Annotated in this window: 16 protein-coding genes and 2 rRNA genes; 11 read left to right on the forward strand and 7 right to left on the reverse strand. The window is 69.8% G+C overall.

What is annotated here, in order from left to right:
* The first annotated feature begins 22 nt into the window (after window positions 1-22).
* The gene (locus B141_RS0116290; protein WP_020576241.1) at window positions 23-1,024 is read left to right on the forward strand and encodes a lysozyme; all 1,002 of its coding nucleotides are present in this window, start codon (window positions 23-25) and stop codon (window positions 1,022-1,024) included.
* A gap of 592 nt (window positions 1,025-1,616) precedes the next feature.
* On the opposite strand, the gene B141_RS0116295 is transcribed toward B141_RS0116290, so the two are convergent.
* Window positions 1,617-2,906, reverse strand: a complete 1,290-nt coding sequence (locus B141_RS0116295; RefSeq protein WP_020576242.1) for a nucleotide sugar dehydrogenase — start codon at window positions 2,904-2,906, stop codon at window positions 1,617-1,619.
* 63 nt (window positions 2,907-2,969) lie between these two features.
* Here B141_RS0116295 and wecB (B141_RS0116300) point away from each other — a divergent pair, with 63 nt between their 5' ends.
* The gene (gene wecB / locus B141_RS0116300; protein ID WP_020576243.1) at window positions 2,970-4,037 is read left to right on the forward strand and encodes a non-hydrolyzing UDP-N-acetylglucosamine 2-epimerase; all 1,068 of its coding nucleotides are present in this window, start codon (window positions 2,970-2,972) and stop codon (window positions 4,035-4,037) included.
* A gap of 55 nt (window positions 4,038-4,092) precedes the next feature.
* Here wecB (B141_RS0116300) and B141_RS0116305 read toward each other — a convergent pair whose 3' ends face one another.
* Both B141_RS0116305 and B141_RS0116310 read right to left on the reverse strand, forming a co-directional pair.
* Window positions 4,093-5,220 (reverse strand): glycosyltransferase family 4 protein, encoded by a 1,128-nt coding sequence (locus tag B141_RS0116305; protein WP_020576244.1) that lies wholly within the window; start codon window positions 5,218-5,220, stop codon window positions 4,093-4,095.
* Window positions 5,220-6,470: a nucleotide sugar dehydrogenase gene (locus B141_RS0116310; protein WP_026257278.1), complete on the reverse strand. Its 1,251-nt coding sequence runs from the start codon at window positions 6,468-6,470 to the stop codon at window positions 5,220-5,222. The genes B141_RS0116305 and B141_RS0116310 overlap by 1 nt, the downstream gene beginning before the upstream one ends.
* 242 nt (window positions 6,471-6,712) lie before the next feature.
* Here B141_RS0116310 and B141_RS40995 point away from each other — a divergent pair, with 242 nt between their 5' ends.
* Window positions 6,713-7,828, forward strand: coding sequence for a serine hydrolase (locus B141_RS40995; protein WP_020576247.1), 1,116 nt, complete (start codon window positions 6,713-6,715; stop codon window positions 7,826-7,828).
* A gap of 164 nt (window positions 7,829-7,992) precedes the next feature.
* Here the strand turns inward: B141_RS40995 and B141_RS52275 are convergent, their stop codons facing one another.
* Window positions 7,993-10,158 carry a hypothetical protein gene (locus B141_RS52275; protein ID WP_020576248.1) on the reverse strand — a complete coding sequence of 722 codons (2,166 nt, stop codon included), beginning with the start codon at window positions 10,156-10,158 and terminating at the stop codon, window positions 7,993-7,995.
* Between the two features lie 31 nt (window positions 10,159-10,189).
* Here B141_RS52275 and B141_RS45720 point away from each other — a divergent pair, with 31 nt between their 5' ends.
* From B141_RS45720 to B141_RS45730, 5 genes are read left to right on the forward strand one after another with little or no spacing between them, the layout of a single operon-like run.
* Window positions 10,190-12,124 (forward strand): glycosyltransferase family 2 protein, encoded by a 1,935-nt coding sequence (locus B141_RS45720; protein WP_051114099.1) that lies wholly within the window; start codon window positions 10,190-10,192, stop codon window positions 12,122-12,124.
* Complete coding sequence (locus tag B141_RS45725) at window positions 12,121-13,881, forward strand: glycosyltransferase family 4 protein (RefSeq protein WP_020576249.1); 1,761 nt, start codon at window positions 12,121-12,123, stop codon at window positions 13,879-13,881. The genes B141_RS45720 and B141_RS45725 overlap by 4 nt, the downstream gene beginning before the upstream one ends.
* The gene (locus B141_RS0116335; RefSeq protein ID WP_020576250.1) at window positions 13,875-15,056 is read left to right on the forward strand and encodes a glycosyltransferase; all 1,182 of its coding nucleotides are present in this window, start codon (window positions 13,875-13,877) and stop codon (window positions 15,054-15,056) included. The genes B141_RS45725 and B141_RS0116335 overlap by 7 nt, the downstream gene beginning before the upstream one ends.
* On the forward strand, window positions 15,053-16,201 hold the full coding sequence (wecB, locus tag B141_RS0116340) for a non-hydrolyzing UDP-N-acetylglucosamine 2-epimerase (RefSeq protein WP_020576251.1): 1,149 nt from the start codon (window positions 15,053-15,055) through the stop codon (window positions 16,199-16,201). Before B141_RS0116335 ends, wecB (B141_RS0116340) begins: the two co-directional genes overlap by 4 nt.
* The gene (locus tag B141_RS45730) at window positions 16,198-17,595 is read left to right on the forward strand and encodes a glycosyltransferase (protein WP_020576252.1); all 1,398 of its coding nucleotides are present in this window, start codon (window positions 16,198-16,200) and stop codon (window positions 17,593-17,595) included. Before wecB (B141_RS0116340) ends, B141_RS45730 begins: the two co-directional genes overlap by 4 nt.
* A 238-nt stretch (window positions 17,596-17,833) precedes the next feature.
* On the opposite strand, the gene B141_RS0116350 is transcribed toward B141_RS45730, so the two are convergent.
* Window positions 17,834-18,523 (reverse strand): DUF3800 domain-containing protein, encoded by a 690-nt coding sequence (locus B141_RS0116350; protein WP_020576253.1) that lies wholly within the window; start codon window positions 18,521-18,523, stop codon window positions 17,834-17,836.
* 158 nt (window positions 18,524-18,681) lie between these two features.
* Here B141_RS0116350 and B141_RS41020 point away from each other — a divergent pair, with 158 nt between their 5' ends.
* From B141_RS41020 to B141_RS0116365, 3 genes are all read left to right on the forward strand, one after another.
* A complete protein-coding gene (locus tag B141_RS41020) occupies window positions 18,682-20,400 on the forward strand; it encodes an FAD-dependent oxidoreductase (protein ID WP_020576254.1) in 1,719 nt (572 codons plus the stop codon).
* A gap of 35 nt (window positions 20,401-20,435) precedes the next feature.
* Window positions 20,436-22,226, forward strand: a complete 1,791-nt coding sequence (locus B141_RS41025; RefSeq protein WP_157181045.1) for an FAD-dependent oxidoreductase — start codon at window positions 20,436-20,438, stop codon at window positions 22,224-22,226.
* Window positions 22,227-22,324: 98 nt separating this feature from the next.
* Entirely contained in the window at window positions 22,325-23,662 is a 1,338-nt protein-coding gene (locus B141_RS0116365) for a YibE/F family protein (RefSeq protein WP_020576256.1), read from the forward strand.
* Window positions 23,663-23,872: 210 nt separating this feature from the next.
* Here B141_RS0116365 and rrf read toward each other — a convergent pair.
* Window positions 23,873-23,989: ribosomal RNA gene (gene rrf / locus B141_RS0116370) — 5S ribosomal RNA — on the reverse strand.
* Window positions 23,990-24,121: 132 nt separating this feature from the next.
* Window positions 24,122-24,317 (reverse strand): 23S ribosomal RNA (locus B141_RS0116375); the annotation flags it as partial.

The raw sequence follows: 24,317 nt of genomic DNA on the forward strand, positions 1-24,317 counted from the left end.
GCCTCTGACCGAAGGAGATCCCATGAGGTCGCTGCTGTCTCCCTCCGTGCCGCGCGACCGCTCGTCGCGGGTCGCATCCGCCCGGCGCGGACGCCGTTCGTTCCTCCCTGTGCTTGCCGGCAGCCTGGTTGGCGCCACGGCTCTGATGATGAGCCTCGCCGCGTCGTCGCTCGCTGCCAACGACGCGTCTGCCGAGCCCGCCCGCGCGGCCGCCCGGCCCGCCACGGCATCTGAGGCCGCGGTGCCCGGCGCGCCGACGACCCGCGTGGTGTTCAAACCCGACTCCGACCTCGAGCCCACCGCGGCGGCCCGGCGGGCGGGGATCAACCAGCCCGGCGACGCGACGATGGGCTGGAAGGCCCCGACTGGCAAGGCAGCCGCGAGGCCGTCCGTCACCGTGCTGGCCACTCAGACGCCGGGCATCGACGTCGCCAGCCACCAGGGCAACGTCGACTGGGCGTACTGGTGGGGCCAGGGCAAGAGGTTCGCCTACGTCAAGGCGACCGAGGGCACCTACTACCGCAACCCGTACTTCGCCCAGCAGTACAACGGCTCCTACAACATCGGCATGATCCGGGGCGCCTACCACTTCGGCGTTCCCAACGACTCCAGCGGATCGGCCCAGGCCAACTTCTTCGTCGACCACGGCGGCGGCTGGTCCCGCGACGGCAAGACTCTCCCGGGCGTGCTCGACATCGAGTACAACCCGTACGGCGGCACCTGCTACGGCATGAGCCAGGCCGCCCTCGTGAACTGGATCCGCGACTTCGCCAACACCTTCAAGGCCCGCACCGGGCGGGACATGGTGATCTACACGGCGCGGAACTGGTGGGTCCCCTGTACCGGCAACAGCACGGCGTTCTCGACCGTCAGTCCGCTGTGGATCGCGGACTACGTGAACAACCCGCCGGTGCTCTTCGGCGGCTGGGGGTTCCGGACCTTCTGGCAGTACACCAGCAGTCCGCTCGACCAGAACTACTTCAACGGCGCGTACGACCGACTTCAGGCACTGGCGAACGGCTGAACCAGGCGGCGCCTCTGGTCCAGGATCCGTGATTCGCAGGCGTCCCGGTGGCAACCCAACCCGGGGGGTTCGTTCTGGGTCGGGGGCCTCGGGCTCGTTCTTCGGCCAGGGGGCGCGGGCTCATTCTGGGTCGGGGGCACCCTCGTACGGCTCTATTGGCCAAGGGGGCCCCTCACCCAGATGGAGGCCTATTCAAAACCCTCACGCCGACAGGTCGCGGCATCGTGAAGGTTGCGGGAGGCGACTTGGCGGAGGTGCCTCGGCTTCTTTGCCGAAACTCCTCCGCCAAGTCATCGCAACCTCAGTGGGCGATCGCCATAGCGAGCAACTCTCGACTCAGACCAAGATCATTGTGGAGAAGTGGCCCACGCCCGCGCGGAATGTGGGCCACTTCCCCGAAATGATCTTGAGCGCAGCGGGTTGTCTCGCACTCCGGACTACTGGCGGCGCTGTGGCGTACAGCTTGCCCATCCGGATGCTGAGACATCAGACCAAGGAGTCCGGGCATTCGAGGATCGGTAAGGATCTTGGTCACACAGCGACGAAAATCCTTCGTGATCATGGCGGCCGGGCCAGAGGTGCCCAGCAGGACTTACGCGACGCCGATCACCCGGCGCGCGACGCCGTCCCAGCGGGCCGCGTCAGTCACGGCCCGACCGTCGACGAGGGCGCGCACACCTGGCAGGTCCGCCGGACCGATCTGGCGGTAGTCGGCGTGGTCGGCCTGCAGGATCGCGGCGTCGACCGGCTCGCCCAGGTGGTAGGCGGCGAAGCCCAGGGCGGCCAGCTCATCGTCGTCGTACAACGGATCGTGCACGAACACCTCGGCACCCCGCCCACGCAACGCCTCGACGGTGGGGAACACCCCGGAGAACGCCGTTTCCTTGACCCCACCGCGGTAGGCCGCACCCAGCACGACCACCCGCGCACCGCTGAGGTCGCCGTACGCCTCGGCCAGCAGGTCGACGGCGTACGCCGGCATCGCGGCGTTGGCCTCCCGCGCGGCGCGCACCACCGTGGCGTCGGGGGCGTTCCAGAGGTAGAGGCGCGGGTAGACCGGGATGCAGTGACCGCCCACGGCGATGCCCGGCCGGTGAATGTGGCTGTACGGCTGGGAGTTGGACGCGTCGATCACCTGGAGCACATCGATGCCGTGCTGGGCGGCGAAGCGCGCGAACTGGTTCGCCAACCCGATGTTGACGTCGCGGTACGTCGTCTCGGCGAGCTTGGCCAACTCGGCCGCCTCCGCGGAGCCGAGGTCCCAGACACCGTTGGGTCGCGGGAGGTCGGGCCGCTCGTCGAAGTCGAGCGCGGCTTCGTAGAACTCCCGCGCCTTCGCCGCGCCGGTGGCGTCGAGGCCGCCGATCAGCTTGGGGTACTTGCGCAGGTCGGCGAACACCCGGCCGGTCAGCACCCGCTCGGGCGAGAAGACCACCCAGAAGTCGGTGCCCTCGACCAGCCCCGAACCCTGCTCGAGGGCGGGCTTCCAGCGGGTGCGGCTCGTGCCGACCGGCAGCGTCGTCTCGTAGATGACCGTGGTGCCGGCGGTGAGGTTGGCGGCGATGTCGCGGGTTGCCGAGTCCATCCAGCCGAAGTCGGGAACGCCGTCCCCGTCGACGAACAGCGGAACCACAACCACCACGTAGTCGGCCCCGGGAATCGCCTCGGCGTACTCGGTCGTCGCGGTCAGCGTGCCATCGGCGACCGCCTGCTTGAGCCGGACGTCGAGCTCGGCCTCGCCCGGAAACGGCTCGGTGCCGGCGTTCACCAACTCCACGACCCGCGGGTTGACGTCCACACCGGTCACGGAGTGGCCCTTGCCGGCGAACTGCGCGGCCAGCGGCAGGCCGATCTTGCCCAGGCCGACGACGGTGATCTTCAAGGGACTACGCCTCCGGGCGTCCACGGAACTCATGAGCAGGGAGCGGTCGCTAGGGTACCTGCCGTGAAGATCCTCAGCGTCGTCGGCGCGCGCCCGCAGTTCGTCAAGCTGGCCCCGGTGGCCACCGCGTTCGCGCGGACCGAGCACCAGCACGTGATCGTCCACACCGGACAGCACTACGACGCGCGGATGTCCGACGTGTTCTTCGCCGACCTCGCGATCCCGGCTCCCGACGTACACCTGGGTATCGGATCTGGTACGCACGGTGTCCAGACCGGTGCGATGCTCGGCGCGATGGACGCGGTACTCGAGGAGCAGAGGCCCGACTGGGTGCTCGTCTACGGCGACACCAACTCCACGGTCGCGGGCGCCCTGGCCGCGGTGAAGATGCACATCCGGGTCGCGCACCTCGAAGCCGGCCTGCGGTCCTTCAACCGACGGATGCCCGAGGAACACAACCGCGTCCTCACCGACCACGCCGCCGACCTCCTGCTCGCGCCCACCGACGTCGCGATGGGGCACCTCGCCCGCGAAGGCCTCGCGGCGCGTTCGGTCCTGGTGGGCGACGTCATGACGGACGTCTGTTTCCGGGTACGCGACGCGGTGGCGAGCTCACCGCCGCCGGCCGAGTTGCCGGCCGCGGTCACGTCGGCGGCGGACGGCTACCTCGTGGCGACGGTCCACCGCGCCGAGAACACCGACGACCCCGCCCGGCTCACGGCTGTGGTCGACGCCCTCGCCAGCCTCGACGTCCCCGTCGCGCTCCTCGCCCATCCCCGGCTGGTGGCGCGGTGCGAGGAGTACGGCATCTCCCTCGATCGCCCCACCCTGCACGCGCTCCAACCGCTCGCCTACCCCGACATGGTGCGCACGGTGCGCGCCGCGCGGGGCGTCGTCACCGACTCGGGCGGCCTGCAGAAGGAGGCGTTCCTGCTCGGCGTTCCGTGCACGACGCTGCGCACCGAGACGGAGTGGACGGAGACGCTGGAGGGCGGCTGGAACGTCCTCGACCCCGACCTCACCGGCGTGAAAGACCTCGCCACCCGGCCAGTGCCGCAGGCCGATCGCGGCACTCCGTACGGCGACGGCCACGCGGCGGAGCGCACGGTCGCCGCTCTCACGCAGGCGTAGGGGCGTAGGCGCCTCCTCGTCACCGAATCTGCCCGGCCCGGCCCGGCCCGGAGCCTCAGGAAGTGCCGAGGGTCATGCAGGGGTGCGGTTGGGCGGCGCGGGCCCAGGATTCGAGCCTGGCAAGGAAGTCGCGCGCCGCGTCGGGCCAGTGGTAGCCGAGCCGGGCCGCCTGGTGGCCACGCCGGCCCATCGTCACACGCAGTTCCGCGTCGTCGCGCAGCCGGAGCACCGCCGCCGCCGTAGCCGCCGGATCGTCGAAGGGTACGACGAGCCCGCACTTGTGCACCTGCGCCAACGACACCGCCGCCGGCAGCGGGGTCGTCACGACGGGTATGCCGTGCGCCATGTACTCCAGCACCTTCGTCGGCATCGAGTGCCGGTAGTTGGGCAGGTCCTGCAGCAGCGACAGCCCGCACATCGAGCCGTCGATCAACGCCATCGCCTTGTCGTTCGGGACGAAGCCGTGCCAGCGGAGGAGACCTTCGTCCTGCGCCTGGTCGAGCACGCCCCGGGAGTAGGAGTCGGCGTGCCCCACGACGTCGACGGTGAGCCCGCTGCCGCGCAGGTGCCTGGCCGTCTCGACCATGATGTCGACGCCGCGCGCGACCGCGAGGTGGCCGACGTACACCACCCGTTGGTCACCCGGCGGTACGACGGACTCCGGCACATACGTCGTGTTGGGGACCACCGGATGGACCTGGCGGAACCTGCTGCCGTACCCCTTCTCGGCCAGGATGAGCCGCAGCCGGCGTTCGGCCTGCTCCTCCACGATGCGTACGCCAGCCCGGGCCAGCGGCCGGAGCGCGCCGGGCAACCACGCCTTGGCGACCAACGCGGCGGCGGTGTCTTCGTGGACGTCCCACACGATGGCGGCGTCAAGGTCCAGGCCGGGAAGCACGAGGAGGAGTTCGGGATCGTGCAGGAGGATCAGGTCGGCCTTGGGCCCGTGGGTACGCAGGACCTGCCGCGCCGCCCTGAGCGCGTCAGTACGGTTGCGGCCCGCTGCCCGCGGCAGGTCGACCGCCTCCACCTCGAGCCACGCCTCGGTGCCGTACGCCGAGAACGGCGCGGCGTACGTCACGGTGTAGCCGGCGTCGAGCATGGCCTTGATCTGCCGGTGGAGGATACGGGCGTCCTGAGGGTGGTGCACCACCGTGCACACCAGGACGCGCAGGGGAGGCATCACAACACCTCGGCTGTCCCGTCATTGACCCGCCCCCGCGTATCGAACAGCAGGCGCGCCTGCCGGAGTGTGTCCGGGTCGTACGCCGCGTGGTCCTGCAGCAGCAGGCTCACGTCAGCACTCCGCAGACCTTCCCCCAGGTCGTCCACGCGTGGCACCGGCTCGCCGTCAACCTCCCATTGCATGACGTACGGGTCGTGGAACACGAGGTTCGCACCCATCCGGCGCAGCCGCCGGGCGACCGGCCGGGCCGGCGACTCCCGCTGGTCGGCGATGTTCGGCTTGTACGTCACCCCGAGGATGAGCACCGTCGAGCCCTTCACCGAGCGGCCGGCTTCGTTGACCACGTCCTGGACCCGCTGCGCGACGTACGCCGGCATCCGCTGGTTGATCTCCTGCGCGAGTTCGACGAACCGGAACGGATAGCCGAGTCGTTTGACCTTGTACGACAGGTAGTTGGGGTCGATCGGGATGCAGTGCCCGCCGACGCCGGGGCCCGGATAGAACGCCTGGAAGCCGAACGGCTTGGTCGCGGCGGCCGCGATCGCTTCCCGCAGGTCGATGCCCAGCTCGTGACAGAAGATCGCCATCTCGTTGACGAGTGCGATGTTGACGTGGCGGTAGGTGTTCTCGAGCAGCTTGGCCATCTCGGCCTCGCGGGTGCCCTTGACCCTGACCACCTGGTCGCAGATCTTGCCGTAGAACTGCTCGGCCCGCTCGGTGCACGACGGCGTGTGCCCGCCGACCACCTTCGGCGTGTTGCGCAGACCGTACGTCGGGTTGCCGGGGTCGATCCGCTCGGGAGAGAAGGCGAGCGCGAAGTCCTCGCCGGCCCGCAGGCCGGACTTCTCGAGGATCGGGCGTACGACCTCGTCGGTGGTGCCGGGGTAGGTCGTCGACTCCAGGACGACGAGCATGCCGGCGCGCAGACGCCGGCTGACCATCTCGGCGGCCGAGGTCACGGCGGCAAGGTCAGGCCCGCCGTCCTCGTCCAACGGTGTCGGAACGCAGATCACGACCGCATCGGCCGCTGCGAGGGCAGCCTCCTCGGTGGTCGCCGAGAAGCCGCTCCGCAGCATGGACTGAACGTCATCATCAGATATGTCGTCGACGTGGGAACGCCCGGACACGAGGCCATCCACCACGTGAGCCGAGACATCGATGCCAACCACCCGGAGCCCGGCACGGCAGGCCTCTCGGACCAGCGGCAAGCCGACGTACCCGAGACCAACAACAGCTAGGTCACACACGGTTCGGACTCTAGGTGTGGCCCCCCTGCTCAACTGGCCAAAACCAGCGGGGACTCCGGAGAGTTAGGGAAAAGTTACCATCTCGGTAACCCGAAGACCTCGTTGTGTCATCTAGGCGTACTAGCGCTGTTCACCATGGTTCACCAGCGCGTAGGGTCCCTCAGGTTCTGTCCCACATCGTGCGCCCCGGCAACCCTCCCGCAGTCACTTCGCAGCTGTGGGTAGGCGACAAGCATCTGTAGATGAACGACAGCAAGATCGACGTACGCCGTTTCGACGGAGAGGACACAGTGCCAGATCCGCAGGACGCCCGCGGGAAAGGACTCACCCGTCGGCGGCTCCTCTGGTCCGGCGGCATCGGCCTGGGTGGCCTCACCGCCGGAACCGCTGCCTTCCTGTCGTGGGGAGTGACCGCCGAGACCGCGCACGGCCGGGCGGTCGCGACCGGCCGACCAACGGCCAGCGGATCGCCGGCGCGCGCAACGGCATCAGGTACGCCGGCGCCGACCGGGCCCGGCACAGCCACCCCGAGCCCTACCTCGGCTGACGCTCTCCCGGCGGGCGCTTCCTCGGCGGGCGCTTCCTCGGCGTCCAGCCAGTCCTCAACCGAGGCGAACCAGGTGGAGCCCACCGCTGACCGCGTGACCCGAACGCGCGAGGAGGTGGCCAGCTACATCGCGAGCATGGGCGGGCGCATCTCAATCGCGGTCATCGACCAGGCCACCGGCGTCTCGATGGCCCTTGGCTCCCGGCACTTCCACACGGCCAGCATCATCAAGGTCGAGATCCTCGCCGCGCTGTTGTTGCGGGCGCAGCGCCGGAAGGAGCCCCTGACCGCCGGCCAGCGGCAGCTCGCGCACGCCATGATCACCCGGAGCGACAATCCCTCGACCAGCACCCTCTGGCACCATCTCGGCCGCCGCGACGGACTCGTATGGGCGAACGAGCAGTTCGGGCTGGTCGAGACCCTGCCCCACGTCGGCGCCAACTGGGGGTTGACGAAGACCACCGCGCGGGACCAGCTGCGCCTGCTCCAGAAGATCACCGACCCCGGCGGGCCGCTCAACTCCGAGAGCCGCCGCTACCTACTCGACCTGATGGCGCGCATCATCAAGATCCAGTCCTGGGGAGTCCGGAGCGCCGCGCATCCTACGGCGAGCGCGATCCAGTTCAAGAACGGTCGCGTGCAGATCAACGCCGACCAGAGCCGCTGGATCGTCAACAGCATCGGGCACATCGTCGAACGCGACCACGACTGGCTCATCGCCGTTCTCTCCGACCACCACCCGACCGACAGCCGCGGCATCCGCACCGTCGAGCGCGTCGCCCAGCTGGCCCTCGCTGGTCTGCGGGGATAGGGCGGGTCCCGTAGATCAGGCTTCCCGGTGGACGCCAGCCCCCGTCACCGCAACCTCGATGGGCGATCTCGCATAGTGAGCAGCTCTCGACGCGCGAGGCGGCGAATTTCAGTGAGCCTCAAAGCGCGGGCCCGGCCAGCTCAGCCGGCAGCCGGGCCCGCGACCTACCGGCGGAAGGCCGGCTCGGCGTACTCCGCGAATCGCTGCCGGGCCTCGTCGATGTGGCCGTACGACAGGTCGACCCACGCCTCGACGACCTGTGCCGGCGCGAACCTCGCGGTGACCTCCCGCTTGGCCTGTTCTGACCGGCGTTCCCAGGTGGCGGGATCGGCGTTCTCGAGGACCCGCGCGACAGCGTCGCCCAGCGAGCCGCACAGCGCGTCCTGGCCGTACGCCTCGGCCGCGCCCTCCCAGCCGCGGATGACGGGGACGGCCCCCGAACCCATGCCCTCGCAGAGGGCGGCGTGCGAGCCCTCGACGTCGGACAGCGACAGGATGTGCCCGACCTTGCGGAACCACGCGGCCATGTCGCGGCCGAAGGCGTCGAAGACCACCGCGCCGCGCAGGAGCGGGTCCTTCTCGACGCGTTCGAGCGCGCGCTGGGTGTGGCGGCGTTCCTCCGACCGCTGCCAGGACGGCTTGTGCGCCCAGCTCGCCTGGCTCCGGACGAGCAGCGTGTATCGCGGATCCTCGCGCCGGAGAGCGGCCAGCAGGTCGAGCGCCAGGTCGAACCGCTTCAGGCTCGGCACGATCCCCACCATGCCGAGGGTGAAGCGGGCGTCGGGGTACTTCGGCCGGTCCAGCCGGGAAAGGTCCGTGTAGTTGGGGATGTAGACGAGCTTCTCGCGGGGCCAGCCCAGCTCCTCGTGGATCCGCCGGCCCATGTGGGGCGCGATGTAGACGACCGCGTCCACCGCGTCGATCTTGATCCGGCGCGGGTAGTCGCTGTCGATCTCGAACCGGTGGAGGCGTACGACGAGCCGCTGGTCGGGACGCTTCACCTCCGACAGCCAGATCGCGTTGGGCCGGGCCCACTCGGCCACCAGGGTCTGTCCGGAGCGGGCGAGGTTCTCGGTGATCCCGTCGTTCTTGGCCCCGGCGCTGCGCCACTCGTCGACGGCGACATCGAGGTCTGGTCGTTCGCCGAGTACGTCCGCGAGTTCGCGCATGAACTTCAGGTCGTGCCCGAACACCCGCACCCGCAACCGCGGCGTGTCAGCCGGGACGGCGGCGAGGGGTGGCAGCGTGTCGAGCAGGTGGTGGGCACCGGTGCGCTGGGCGGCGGCGGTCCAGTCGGGAGCGGCTTCGCCGGTGACCGGCTGCTCCTCGCCGCCCCACGGGTCCAGGCGCGGCGCCGTCCAGGGACCGTCCGGGCCGCGCAGCCGGGCGACGGCGTACGAGTAGGGCGTCGGCCTGGGCTCACCGCCGCCGGCTGTCTGGTCGAGCAGGCCACGCCACAGCCGCAGGTGCCCGGGCACGTCGGTGGGTTCGACGTCCAGCACCTCCTCGCCCGCGGGCTCCTCCGCGCCGCCGCCGCAGGTGGGGCACGCGCGGTCGGTGGCCAGGGGCGGGAACACCACCGTGCGGACCGGGCCGGCCACGCGTTCGAGAATGCCGGCGGCGTCGATGCTGTCCGCCAGGAACCCGCCGATCAGCGGCGCGGCGTCTCGCAGCGGCCCCGCCCACGTCACGGGTTCGCCGGGCGCGGCCCGCTCCGGGGGTACGGCAAGGAGCCAGACCGTCGCCGGGGGAACGCCGGAGTGCACGGCGGCCATGGCGGCGTCGGGTGACTCGGCCAGCACCAGGCGGGCGTCGGCGAGTTCCGCCAGGGCCGGATCGACGGGCGGCGTCGGGGTCCGGGTCTGACCCGCGCCCGCGGCCGGCGGTCGCCCGGAGCCCGGCGAGCCGGCACCCGCCATCCGCCGGGCCACCTGGACCTCGAACTCGCGCCCGACCCGGCCGGCCACGGCGCGTACCCTCCGGCCGGCCGCATAGGCACCGGCCCGCGCCGCCCGACCGACAAAACGGACGGCGACGCCGGTCGCCGACGGAGTGGTGGACGGCGCGGCGGGCACCTCCGGAGACGCCGCGGACGGCCCGGATTCCGCGGCGGCCCCCTCTGCCCGCCGGGACCAGCCAATTTCGTGAACCCTCAGGCCCAGGTCGGTGAAGACAGCGTGAACACTTGCGCGCCAGCAGCACACGCCAGGCTGCGGTGACCAGTTCGGGTCCCGCAGGAGAACTACGCTGCCGATGCCGACTGGTTTGCCGGCCCGGACTTCGGATGCCAGGTGAGCCTGGTGGGCGCCAAGGAGCGTGTTGTCAGCCACGAAACAGGCAGCATAGGGACGTACGACATCGATGCCGAGCACCGACGTGGAAGAAGCGGGTACAACGCCGAGCGCGGAGAGCGCCGAGAGAGCGGAGGACACCGATCGCGGAGAGGTCCAGACGGTCGCTGAGGGCGAGGACGGCGAGTCGCCGGACGCCTCGCCGCCCGGGCGGCCAGGCGGGCCGGACCTCCGGCGGTCGGTCGTCCGTCTGAAGCGCGCCATCGTCCGGATCGTGAGCGTCCGCCTTGTGAACTGGGACACGGTGGAGGTCTCCCTCCTGCGCGGCATCCGCCCGCGGCGCTACCGCCTCGACGACGAGCGCGCCGACCGGATCCTGCACGCGGCGATCCTCCGCATCGACGTACCCGACGCCGCCACCCTCGACCGGCTGGCCGGGTCCTGCGTACTCCGGGGAAGCGTGCGTGAGGTCCGGCTCCGGGTCGCCACCATGCCGACCTGGCTGCGTGGCGGCCTGCGCCCCACCCGGGTCCCCCGCGACCTCGAGGTCTTCAGCTGGCAGGCCCGGGGTAACGCCGTGGAGGTACGCCTGCGCTGGCGCCGGCGCCGGAACGTCGCCCGCGCGCTGGCCGACGTGAGCGCCACCGTGCTGCGGCCGCGCCGCTGGGAGCAGACCGGCGGGCCGGTTCCCGTCCTCGACCGCGCCAGCTGGCTCCGGGGCGCGTCGACCTGGCCGCACGGAGTCCTGGACGCCAGTCTGGAGCTGGCGAACGGCCCGTTCTCCGCTCCGCCCGACGTCGACCCGCCCGCCGCGGGGCCGGCTGACTGGCCGCTCGGCACCGCCCTGGCGAACCCACACGGACGCCGACTGCTCGGCCCGGCGAGGGCGTACACGCTCGACGCCAGCCAGCGCGGGCGGCTCGTCCTCCGGAGTTCCGACGGTCAGCCCGTCCTGACGTTCAGCGAACGCGGGTCGGTTGAGCAGACGCTGGTCGCCCACCGCTGGGACAAGTACGCCGTCGCCGACGTGGGTCCGGCGCTCCCCGAGGGGAGGTTCGCCGCGCACGTCCTCACCGCGCTGGCCGCCTGCGGCGTGGTGCTGGTGTCCGGTTCAGCCGGCGTACGCGCTGAGCTCGCCGCGCGTGGCCTGGTCACCGTCGCCGACCAGGCCTTGGTCGACGGACTCGTCGGTTACCAGCTCAGCGTGGCCGCGTCCAGGAACACCGCCGTCCGCGCTGACCAGTCCCTGCGGCACACCGTGCTGGGTCGCGGCAACCTGCCCGTTCCGACCGTCTCGGTCCTCGTCGCGAGCAAGCGGGCCGCCGACGTCATGACCTGCCTGCGCGATCTCGCCGCACAGACGTACCCCTCCTTCGAGGTTCTCGTCGGCACCCACGGCTATCGCCTGGACGAGGCGACGCTCGCCGAGCTGCGGGAGCTCCTCCCGGTGCCACTCCGGGTGCTCGAGCTACCCGCTGATGACACGCTCGGGGAGATCCTCGGCACGCTGGCCAGGCATGCCGACGGGGAGTTCGTCGCCAAGGTGGACGACGACGACCGGTACGGGCCGGAGCACCTCACCGACCTGATCCTCGCCACCCGCACCTCGGGGGCCGACCTGGTGGCGAAGTCCGCGCGGTTCGTCCACCTCGCCGACACGGGGCAGACCATCGACCGGACCTGGGCGGCCACCGAGGCGTTCGAGGTGACGCCGGCCGGCGGCACGATGCTGATCTCGCGCGGCGCCCTCCAGGCCGCCGGGGGTTGGAGCACCTCCCCCCGGCACGTCGACGCGGACCTGCTGACGCGGATCCGCTCGGTGGGCGGCATCACCTACCGCACGCACGGTCTCGGATACGTGTACCTCCGACGCAGCAGCGGACACACCTGGCAAGCTGACTCAACGGAGCTCCTCGAACACGGTGAGGTGCTGTATGGCGGGCTCCCCGAAGAGATCCTGACGATTGGCGACCAGCTTGCATCCACGGAAGGGCCGCGGCCATGAGCCTCGCTGACCAGCTGTCCCAGAAGGCCGCCGAGGTGTCCAAGGGGCTCGGCGCGATCGCCCGGCAACGGCTGTCGCCACAGACCAAGAAGCGGATCCGCAAGGTTCAGCGGGCAGTCCTTGGTCGCCGGACCGCCACCGTCACCCGCAGCGGACTCACCGCCGCCCGGGCGTGCCTCGGCGCGCAGGAGTACGACGAGGCGGCCAGCCATGTCAACGCGGTCCTGCGGCGTAACCCCAACGACCAGGCCGCGCTCGAACTCGCCTCCAAGATCGCGATCAAGCGGGGAGAGTTCACCGAGGCGGGGATCCATGCCGTACGCCGGGCCGAACGCACCCGCGACCCGGTCCACTGGAGCTATGCCCGCAAGATCGTCGGGCGTACCCGCGAAACCGACCCGCGCTGGCAGCCCCGGATCTTGACCCCGCCGCCCCCCTCGTTGGCCGACCAGGCGGGCACCGGCAAGGCCCTCTACCTGGCAAAGGAGTCGCGGCCCTTCCTGCACAACGGCTTCTGTACGCGTTCGCACGAATCGCTGCAGGCGCTCGTCCGGGCCGGGCGGGACGTGCTCGGGGTGACGATGCCCGGCTTTCCCGGTGTGCTCGGCGTCGAGGACCCGCCGAACGTGAGCGTCGTCGAGGAGGTGACGTACCACCACCTGCTCCCGAACGCCGGTCGGCGCCTGCTCGCGCTCCCGCTGGATGAGTACGTCGAACTGACCGCACGCACCCTCGCCGGACTCGTCGCGCGGGAACGCCCGGGGTTGCTGCACGTCTCCTCGGGCCATCGCGGCTTCGAGTCGGCGCTGGCCGGCAACGCGGTCGCGCGGTGGGCCGGAATCCCTTGGCTGTATGAGGTTCGCAGCTTCTTCGAGACGACCTGGACCGACGACCCGCGCTATGCCGAGCGCGGTGAGTACTACCAGCGGCGGTTCGCGACCGAGTCGCGGATGATGCGGGCCGCCGACCTCGTGATCACGCTTTCGGGCCCGATGCGGGACGAGATCATCGACCAGCACGGTATTCCGGCCGACAAGGTCCGTGTGGTGCCGAACGCCGTCGATCTTTCCCGGTTCACCCCGCGCGAGCGCGATCCTGAGTTGCGACGCAAGCTCGGGTTGACAGACACGTTCACCCTTGGCTACGTGAGCAACCTGTCCCATCCGCGGGAGGGCCAGGAGGTCCTCATCGAGGCGGTGGCGAAGCTGCGCGCCCAGGGACGCGCGGTGACCGGTCTCCTGGTGGGCGACGGCAACCGCCGCGCCGAGCTGGAACGCCTGGCGAGCAGACTCGGCGTGGCCAGGCACGTGGTCTTCACCGGCAACGTCCCCTTCGACGAGGTGGCCGGCCACTACGCGCAGATCGACCTCTTCGTCGTGCCCCGGGTCGATGACCGGGCGGCCCGGATGGTCTCGCCGATGAAGCCCTTCGAGGCCATGGCGATGCGGGTGCCCCTGCTGGTCGCCGACCTTCCCGCGCTGGCCGAGATCGTCGGGTCGGACCTGCGGGGCCACCTCTTCCGCACCGGTGACCCGGCCGCGCTCGCCGCCGCCGCTGCCCGGCTCATGGACGACGCGACCGAACGCCAGCGGCTCGTGGAGTCCGCGGCCGCGTGGGTGGCCGCCGAGCGTTCGTGGGACGCGGTCGCGGGTGCGTTCAGCGCGGCGTACGACGAACTCCTCGACGCGGCGGGCCGGCCCACCGCATCCGCCAGCGAACTCGCGGACCAGACGCCGCAGGAGGTCCCCGCATGCTGATCACCCGCCGGATCGGCCACGAACCGAAACTCGCGGTTGACGACGCCCTGCGCGCGCTCTCCGCACACGACTGGACCCGCCCTCGCGGCGGGTTGCTCGCCTACTACCCGGTCGTTCGCGGGAATCCCTTCCAGGCTTTGCTGTACTCACGTCTGGAGTCGGCCGGACTCGTACCCGTCCCGACGTACGACGTCACCACCACCCTCGACGTCACCAAGGCCATCGCGGGCAGCGGTCTCGACATCGCCGTACACCTGCACTGGTTGAACGTCGTGATGGCCAAGGCCGACAACGAGGCGACCGCCCGCGAGAGCATGAAGCACTACCTGGAGTCGCTGCACGCGCTCAAGGATCTCGGCGCCCGCGTGATGTGGACCGTCCACAACATCCTTCCGCACGAGACTCGCTTTCCTGAGTTGGAATCCGAGCTGCGTCAAGGTGTGGTTGCGGCGGCCGAACGCGTCCACGTGATGAGCCCGCGTACCCGCGAACTCGTCGCGCCGTGGTTCGACATCCCGGTCGAAAAACTGCTCTCCGTGCCCCACCCGGCCTACCACGACGTCTATCCGTCCTGGATGTCACGCGACCAGGCGCGGCTCGAACTCAATATCGCGCCTGACGTGACGGTCTTCCTGTTGATCGGCCGGGTCCAGCCGTACAAGGGACTTACCGAACTCCTCGACGCCTTCGATCGGCTCTGCGAACGCGAGCCGGGGAAGTACGTCCTGCTGGTGGCCGGTCCCCCGAACCGCGAGGAGGAGACGCAGGCGTTCCGGGACCGCCTGCTCACCCACCCGTCCGCGTACGCCGCGCTGCGCAAGATTCCTGACGAGGAGATGCAGGTCTATCTCCGCGCGGCCGACATCGCGGTCTTTCCTTACCGGCGTTCCCTGAACTCCGGCGCGCTCGCCCTCGCCCTGACGTTCGGCCTTCCCGTCGTGCTCCGGCAGGACTCCGGCGAGGGCACGCGGGTGAGCCCGTCGTACGCCGTGCAGTACGACGGCGACGAACCCGACGGGCTCCTCGACGCACTGACCCAGGCGGCCCAGCGGTTGGCGACCCCGGAGGCCCGGGCCAGCGCTGCTGGCGCCGCCAACCGGATCGCACCGGGCCGGGTGGCCGGGGCGTTCGCCGCAACTGTTCGCGAGTGGCTCGACGGAGGTTCGACAGCGTGACGATCGTGCATGTGACCGGGGCGCGGCCCAACTTCCCCAAGGCGGCGCCGGTGATCGCCGCGTTGCGGACGCACGGCCTCGACCAGCGCCTGGTGCACACCGGGCAGCATTACGACGACAAGCTGTCGGAGGTGTTCTTCCGCGAGCTCGACCTGCCCCGCCCCGACGTCAACCTGGGCGTCGGATCGGGCTCGCACGCGACACAGACTGCCACGGTCATGGTCGCGCTGGAGGAACTGTTCCTCGCCGATCGCCCTTCGCTGGTTGTCGTCTACGGCGATGTCAACTCCACCTTGGCAGCGGCTCTGGTCTGCTCGAAGATCGGCGTACCCGTCGCGCACGTCGAGGCCGGGCTCCGCAGCTTCGACGTCACCATGCCCGAGGAGATCAACCGCAAGGTCACCGACGCCCTGTGCGACCTGGCATTCGCGACCAGCCCGGACGCCATCGCGCACCTGTCCCGCGAGGGCGTGCCGGCGGAGCGGATCCACCTGGTCGGCAACCCGATGATCGACACACTGCTTGCGCACCTCGAGCGGTTCGACCCCGCGCCGGTGCGGGCCGCGCACGGGCTCGACGGAGCGTACGTCGTCGCCACGCTGCACCGTCCAGGCAACGTTGACGACCGGGCGCAGGCGCTCGCCCTTGTCCAGGCGATCCACAAGAGCGCTGACCTGGCGCCGATCGTCGTTCCGCTGCATCCACGTGGCCGGGCCCGGCTGCTCGAACTCGGGTTCGCCGACCATCCCGGCGTCCGCGTCGTCGACCCGCTTGGTTATGTGGAGTTCATGTCCCTCGTCCGCGGTGCGGTCGCGGTGGTCACCGACTCCGGCGGCGTTCAGGAGGAGACGACCGTGCTCGGCGTTCCGTGCCTGACGTTGCGGCCCTCGACCGAACGCCCGGTCACCATCACCCACGGCACCAACAAGCTGGTGCGAGCGGAGGTCCTCGCCGACGAACTCCGCGCGGTGATCGACCGTGGCCGGCCTGAGGGCTGGCCGGTCCCGCCGCTGTGGGACGGCCACGCCGGTGAGCGCATCGCCAGCATCCTTGCGGACTGGCTCGCACCCGACACGGCGCGCGACGCAGCGCGCGACCGGCCCGCGACGCCCGCGACGCCCGCGACGCCCGCGACCGGACAGTGACGGACGCTCCCGGGCGCGCCGTCCTCGCCACCAGCAACGGCACGGGGATGGGCCACCTCGCCCGTCAAGCCGCCATTGCGCTCGCCCTGAACGCCTCGCTCGAGCCGATTGTCTTCTCGCTCTCCCAGGCGGTGCACGTCGTTGATCGGCACGGTCTGCGGGCGGAGTACTGCCCGAGCCACCATCGCAACTGGATGCCACACCCCACCTGGCACGAGTACCTCCGGCAGCGGCTCAACGCGCTGCTGGCAGAAACCCAGGCGACCGTGTTCGTCTTCGACGGGGTCGCGCCGTATCTGGGGCTACTCCGCGCGCGGTCCGACCATCCCGACGTGGCGTTCGTGTGGGTACGCCGCGGGATGTGGCGGCCCGGCGCCAACCTTCGGGCGCTGGCGGCTCGACCGTTCTTCGACGCGGTGATCGAGCCCGGTGACCTCGCCTCCGCCGCCGACCGCGGCGCCACGGCCAAGTTCACCGACGCCACCCGGGTCGCGCCGATCTCCGTACTCGAAGGGCAACCGCTCCTCCCGCGGGCCGAGGCCGCCGCCGCGCTCGGGCTCGACCCGGACCGGCCGACCGCGCTCATCACCCTCGGCGCCGGCGCGATCAACGACACCGAAACCCCTGCCCTGGCGGCGATCCAGGCGTTCCTGTCAACCGATGATTGGCAGGTCGCCGTCATCCGGGCGCCGCTCTCCCGAGCCGGTCTCGATGCGGCCGAGGCGGCCCGGGTCCACGAACTCGTCGACGTCTACCCGCTGGCGCGCTACCTCTCAGCCTTCGACGCGGCCGTGAGCGCCGCCGGCTACAACGCCGTTCACGAACTACTACCGGCCGGCATCCCCACGGTCCTCGTCCCGAACGCCGCCACCGCCACCGACGACCAGCTCGGGCGGGCACGCCACCTGGCCGACCTCGGGCTGGCCCTGTGCGCCGACGAGGACCTGCCCGAATCCGTCGCCGCCGCCGTACGCCGGTTGCTGCACCCGACGGTTCGCGCGGCACTCGCCGAGGCCTGTGGTGACCTCCCCCGGCCGACCGGAGCTTCCGAGGCGGCAGAGCTGGTCGGCGGGCTCCACACCGGGTTCGCCGCACATCGGCCGTCCCTGAACGAGCGGTTCCGCGTCGTCGACCTCGCGGCCCGGGCCGCTGCCATGCGGACGCTCGGGCCGGCGGGAACCACGCTGGTACGCCGCACGCTGGGGCGCCTGCCGGTGGCCGGGCCATCCAAGCCCCTTGTGGTGCGGCCCGTCGTCACCGACCGGCTCGCCTCGGAGGTCCTGCGAGGTGACCGGCCGGTCGAACACCTCCTGCCGGGGAGTTCACCGGCGTACCGCACCCGTCGCCTCGCCATCGCCCACGACGTGTACCGCTGGCCACCCCACGACCACTGAGCCATGCCGCTCGGCGAGATCGGCCCCTTTCCCACCCAAAGATGGATGATTCATCTATGCAGGGCGAACGCGAATCTTCCGAAGTCCGGCAAGCCCGTCGTGGCGGTAAGTCTGAAACTGGTACCAAAGCCGCCGACTTGTTCCGCTTGCCGGCGCCTCCGGGGCCCCGTATCATTGATCACGCGGACCCGCCCCACATACGTGGATCAGCGGGTCTAGCTTTTTTGGGGTGCTCAGTTCATACCTCGAGCGGTCCACCGTTGGCATCACTGCCGGATAGGTAACTGTCGTACCAGTCCCAGGCGAACTTCTTTGCCGGAATCCGAATCAGGCTCTGGTAGGCGCAGTAGGCAGCTAGATCCGCCATCTGGATCCATTGCGAACGATGGGCCGGCTGGAACAGTGGATCCTCAATGATGCGCCGCTGATCTAGCTTCAGGTCCCGATGCGCCGCCTGGTAGGAGTGGTCGCTGCCGTTCCCATCAACGAGCATCAGCCCCAGGCCATCGGCGGTCGCCAGTCGCTGATCGAGGTGATGCACCGTGGCCCGGTATACCTGACTAGCTTGCTCCGCATAGTCGCGGCCTCTGACACCCGTCTCCCTGTAAACACTGCCCACGCGAAGGGCTGGGCACCGGCCGATCATCTCAAGCGCGCGCTCCACAACCACGCCCCGCAGGTGCTTGCTCCGATTCCAGGCTGGATCAGTCGAAGGGTTGCCACGGCCGTTGACGAACTTCGTTGCGTGCAGCTCATACGCCGGCGGGATCTTGTAGTCGGCGTAGAGCGTCCTTCGTAGGTCAAGCCATGCACGCAGACCGGCGCGCCATTCGTCGACGCGGCACTCGATCCAGGAATAGACGATCCAGCCTGTTTCAGCTGCGCCTGAGTCATCGACGTAGAAGAGCCTGGTCTCAACGGCACCCATGAGCGATCAAGGTACCCGGGCAGAACCTGGTCTCGTCGTTAAGACGGGTGGAGCGAAGTCCGCGAGTTCGGCCGTGGGCGCGACCGTGAGGAAGCCAGTTCTGGCACAATCGCGCGGGCGTGCACGTCCTTGATCCAGACATACGGGGAGGGTGGGCGGTGTCCGTTTCACGCAGAGGGCTGCTCGGAGGCACGGTTGCGGCGGCCACCGGGGCCGCGGTGTTCACCCGGTCGGAGGCGGCCGCCGCGGCCGGCGACGCGCCCACCATCGACAACTACCGCGCCCACGTCGTCGTCGTGGGCGGAGGAGTCGGCGGTGTCGCGGCGGCGCTCGGTGCCCTCCGTACCGGCGCGACCGTCGTGCTCACCGAGGCGACAGACTGGATCGGCGGGCAGTTCACCACCCAGCTGGTGCCGCCGGACGAGCATCGCTGGATCGAGCCGAGCGAAGGTGGCCTGGGGCAGACCGCGACCTACAAGAAGCTGCGCGCCGCGGTCCGCGACTTCTACAAAGCCAACTATCCCGTCACCAGTGGATTCAAGACGGCCACCCAGCCCAACCCCGGAAACGCCTGGGTCTCACGGCTGGCCGCGGACCCGGCCGTCTGGCGGGCCGCGCTCTGGACCCTGCTCATGCCGTACATCGCCGGCGGCAAGCTCCACGTGTTGTTCCAGCACCGGCCGGTGGCCGCCGCCATGCTGAACGGCCGGGTGGAGTCGATCGGCTTCCAAGGGCCTGACGGCAGCACGCGGTACGCATACGGCTCGTACTTCGTCGACGCGACCGACCTGGGCGACCTCCTCCCGCTCACCAAGGCAGCCCACACGGTGGGCCGCGAGAAGGGTGGCGCGCAGTCGGCCGGCGGCACGGGCGAGCTCAACAACAAGACGCCGACGGCCGACCCGATGGACCAGCAGGCGTTCACGATGGTGCTGGCCGTCGGATATCGCCGCACCGGTGGCGACTACCGGATCAGCAAGCCCGCCAGTTACTCGACGTACCTGCCGATCTTCCGCGATTTCTTCGCCAAGAACCTCTTCGACCCGGGCAGGGATTATGCGTACGCCGACGGCCCGAACTACTGGCAATACCGCCGGGTCGCCACGCTCAGCTCCTTCACGCCCGGTGCGCTGGTCGAGGAGGTCTCGCTGCTCAACTTCGCCTGCAACGACTTCAAGACCGGCGTGCTCGTCGGCGTCGACGATGCCACGAAGGCGGCGAACCTCGAGCGGGGTAAGGAACTCTCGCTCTCGATGCTCTATTACCTGCAGAACGAGGCGCCCCGGCCCGATGGCGGGGTGGGTTATCGGGCCCTGCGACTGCGGCCCGACGTCTCCGGCACGCTGGACGGTATCGCGAAGACGCCGTACGTTCGCGAGTCCCGCCGCCTGCGCAGCCTCACCAGGATCTTCGAGTGGCAAGTCGGGGTTGACAACCGCGTCGCGGTCACGGGTGTGCCCGATTCGAAGGGCTCGGCGGCGCAGTTCGCCGATTCGGTGGGCACGGGCCATTACTGGCTCGACATCCATGGTGGGCCGAAGAATCCGTCTGGATTGTGGCGGCGGTGCTATCCCTACCAGATCCCGCTGGGGGCGCTGATTCCGAGCGACGTCAGTAATCTGCTGGCCGGCGGCAAATGCTTGGGCACCACCCACGTCACCAATGGCGCCTACCGCGTACACCCAACGGAATGGAACGTCGGTGAGTCCGCCGGAATCCTCGCGGCGTTCTGTGTCACCCGCAAAACCGACCCTCGCACAGTCCGCTCGTCCCGCATGTCCGAGCTCCGCGGTGTGCTCACGGCCCAAGGAATTCCTCTGTCCTGGCCGTCGGCCCCCCGGAGCAGTTGGTTCATGCCGGCTGGCGGGCGGAGCTGACGGCCGCGGATGCGCCATCACCCGAAACCACCCCGGTGAGCCTGACCAGGCGCTCGGTCCTGGGCGCGGGGCTGGTTGGAGCTGCCGGCGCCGCGCTCGGCGCCGGTGCGACGCTCGGCATCGTCGCGGCAACTGGCGGCCCTGATCGCGCGACCAGCACCCGTGACACCAACGCAGCGACCGGGCAGCAACGCGGGGTCGGCGACCGTCGCCCATCGGAGCCCGCTCCTGAGACCCTGCGACCCGACGTGCTGGTGGCCGGCGGAGGTGTCGGGGGCGTCGCGGCCGCGCTCGCCCTCCTACGCGCCCACCGCACGGTGGTGCTCACCGAGCCGACCGGCTGGATCGGGGGCCAGCTCACCAGCCAGGGCGTACCCCCCGACGAGCACACCTGGATCGAGGACGACGGCATCGGTGCGACCGCGAGCTACCTCGAGATGCGCCGCGCGGTCCGCGAGGAGGTCCGGCGTACCTATCCGTTGACCGATGTCGCCCGCCGTACCCGCGCGCTCGATCCGGGTAAGGCCTGGGCCGCGAAGCTCTGTGCCGAGCCGACCGTGTGGCACGCCGTGCTGCGGTCGGCGCTGGCGCCGTACGAAGCGACCAACCGGCTCCGGCTGCTGACCCACGCCACCCCCGTGCACGCCACCGTCTCGACGGGTACTGTCCGGGCGGTCCGCGTACGAACTCCCGACGGGGACGTGCTGGTCGAGCCGGCGTACGTCATCGACGCGACCGAGCTGGGCGACCTGCTGCCGCTGACCGGTGCGGCGTACGTCGTCGGCCGGGAGAAGGGCGGGCCGCGGGAGCGCGGTGGCACCGGCGAGTTGCACAACGTCTGGGACAGCGCGGATCCGTCCGACCAGCAGGCGTTCACCATGGTCGCGGCACTCGGCTACGCACCGAGCCGGCCGTGGGAACGCGTCACCAGCCGGGCGTACGACGAATTCGCACCCATCTACGCGAAGTTCGGCGCCAACGGAAAGGACGTCTTCGACCCGAGCCGGGACTGGGCGTGGGAGAAGGCCCGCAATTTCTGGGCGTATCGCCGGGTCCGCTACCACGGATATCTCCGGGACGCCTTCCTTGGCGACATTACGCTGCTCAACCAGAAGGAGAACGACCACGTAGCCACGCTTCTCATACCCCCTCATGGCCGCCTGGATCCGGCCACCTTCACCGCCGCGGTCGCGCGGGCGAGTGGACAGACCCGCGGACTGGTGGAGTATTTCCAGCGGCATTACCCGCGACCGGATGGATCAGGGCGCGGCTGGCCGGGGATCTTTCTGGTTCCGCACGCACTGGGAACGCCGACCGGCCTCGCCGCTCACCCGTATGTCCGCGAATCCCGCCGCGGCCTGACCGCACACACGATCACCGAGGAGCAGGTCGGCGTCGCCGCGCGTACGAAGGTCGACCGGGCCGCCAGGACGGCGATGCGATACGTGGATTCGGTCGGTATCGGCGCGGGCCCGATCGACATCCATCAGACTCGCGCGCACCCGTCGGGCCTCTTCCTCGAGACGTATCCGTTCGAGATTCCTTATCGTGCGTTGGTTCCGCGCGGCTTCGACAATTTCCTGTTGGGTGCCAAGAACATCGGTACGACGCATTTCACCAACGGCTGCTACCGCTATCACCCGGTCGAGTGGAGCATCGGCGAGGCCGCCGGGCATGCGGTGGCATTCGCGCTCCGCAACGAACTCCAGCTCAACTCCCTGCGCCGCCGGTGGCCTGGTTTCGCCGCGTATCTCGACAGCCACGGTGTCCGCCGCCACTGGCCGGACGAGCTCGCCCGCGTCCGGGTGGATTCGTTCCACGTCTAAGCACTCCGGGCCACGCTGTGGCGGCCGCTGCGACACGGGTTGTCGCAGCCGGCCAATCATTCGTCCGTACCGTCGCTTGCGCACGTTACGGTTGCCCGGTGTCGACCGCATCCTCCGAGCATCAGCCTCCGCACCCGCACGGTCACGGGCATCATCATGCGCCGCTCGGAGGCCCGCCGCCGTCACCGGCGGTCGCCTGGATCCGGCGTCGAGCCGCCCTTCTCCTGGCCGCCGTCGTCGTTCCGCTGGCCGTGGCAACCGCGATCGGCGTCGTCCTCCTCTGGCCTGACGGAAAGGGTCCGCAGGACCGCCGGCTGGACACGACCTACTCCGCGCCCGGCGGGACCATCGTCGAAGGCACCGTAGCCGCGCTCCGAACCTTCGACTGCCCAGGCGGCGAGGTCGCGCCCGGCCTTCCCGGCAAGGAAGGCACGCTCAGATGTGTGAGTGTGCGGGTCGGGCTCGACACCGGGCCCAAGGCCGGGAGCGAGGTCAAGGTCGACCTGCCACCGGAGGTTGACCGGGCCGGTATCGCCGCGGGAGACCGGATGCGGCTGCTGCACGTGGCGGTGGGACCGGAGAAGACGGACTACTACGCGTTCGTGGACTTCGTGCGTGGTACGCCGATGGCCGCGCTCGCGATCGCCTACGCCGTCGTCGTGGTGGCGGTGGCTCGGCTTCGCGGGCTGCGAGCTCTCCTCGGCCTCGGTTTCGCGTACCTCATGCTGGCAAGCTTCATGCTGCCCGCACTCCTCGAGGGCAAGTCACCGCTGCTGGTCGGGTTCGTCGGCTCATCGGCGATCATGTTCATCGTTCTCTACTTCGCTCACGGCCTGTCCGCCCGCACCACCACGGCCCTTCTTGGCACGTTGTTCGGGCTCTGCGTGACCGCCGCCTTGGGTTGGTGGGCGACCGACGCCGCACGGCTGACCGGGCTGGACGGGGACGACAGTTTCATCCTGCTGGCGTCCACGCGGACGCTGGACCTGTCTGACATGGTGCTCTGCGGCATCATCGTCGCCGGGCTTGGCGTGTTGAACGACGTCACCATCACGCAGGCATCCGCGGTGTGGGAGCTGTACGAACTCTCGCCCTCGATGCCCGCGCGCCGGCTCTTCATGGGAGCGATGCGGATCGGCCGGGATCACATCGCCTCGACGGTCTACACCATCGCCTTCGCGTATGCCGGAGCCGCGCTCCCGATCCTGCTGTTGGTGACGTTGTACGAACGACCCTTCCTCACGGCACTCACTGGTGGCGAACTGGCCGAAGAGGTCGTGCGGACGCTCGTCGGCTCGATCGGCCTGGTGCTCGCGATTCCCATCACCACCGCCGTCGCCGTGGTCGTCGCCAAGGCGGCTGGGACCGCACAGGCGGCCAACCTCGCGCCCCCTCCCGGCCGCCGAATTGCCCGCCACGCCGGGCACACCCGCTGACCTTGCGTGAGTTGTCAGAGGTATCTCGGTCTCTTAACCGAGAAACCTCTGACAACTCACGCTTCGCGCCCGACCACCACAAGGCTTGGGTCTGGGGAGCGGCACCATGCGGCGGAGTGCGTCCGCCCAACTGAGGCGCCGGCGGCGGCACAGTCCGAGCACAAATAAAGGGAGGGCCACCCCTTGCGGGGTGGCCCTCAACCAAAGAATGTCCGGCGGTGTCCTACTCTCCCACGCGGTCCCCCACGCAGTACCATCGGCGCTGAAGAGCTTAACTTCCGGGTTCGGAATGGGACCGGGTGTTTCCCCTTCGCCATGACCGCCGTAACTCTATGAAAATATCAAACCCCAACAACAGCAAGTGAAACCCTGCCGGATGGTTCCAGGGTTTGTATCCCCAGAACCGCACAGTGAACGCGAACAAAAGTATTTATCTGTGTCACACACAACAATGTGTAGTGAGACAAGCCCTCGGCCTATTAGTACCAGTCAGCTACACGAGTCNCTAGTCCTCGCTTCCACCTCTGGCCTATCAACCCAGTCATCTCCTGGGGGCCTTACCTGGTTAACCCAGTGGGAGACCTCATCTTGAAGCGTGCTTCCCGCTTAGATGCTTTCAGCGGTTATCACTTCCGAACGTAGCCAACCAGCAGTG

Source organism: Actinopolymorpha alba DSM 45243, from assembly GCF_000373925.1.
GTDB classification, from domain to species: domain Bacteria; phylum Actinomycetota; class Actinomycetes; order Propionibacteriales; family Actinopolymorphaceae; genus Actinopolymorpha; species Actinopolymorpha alba.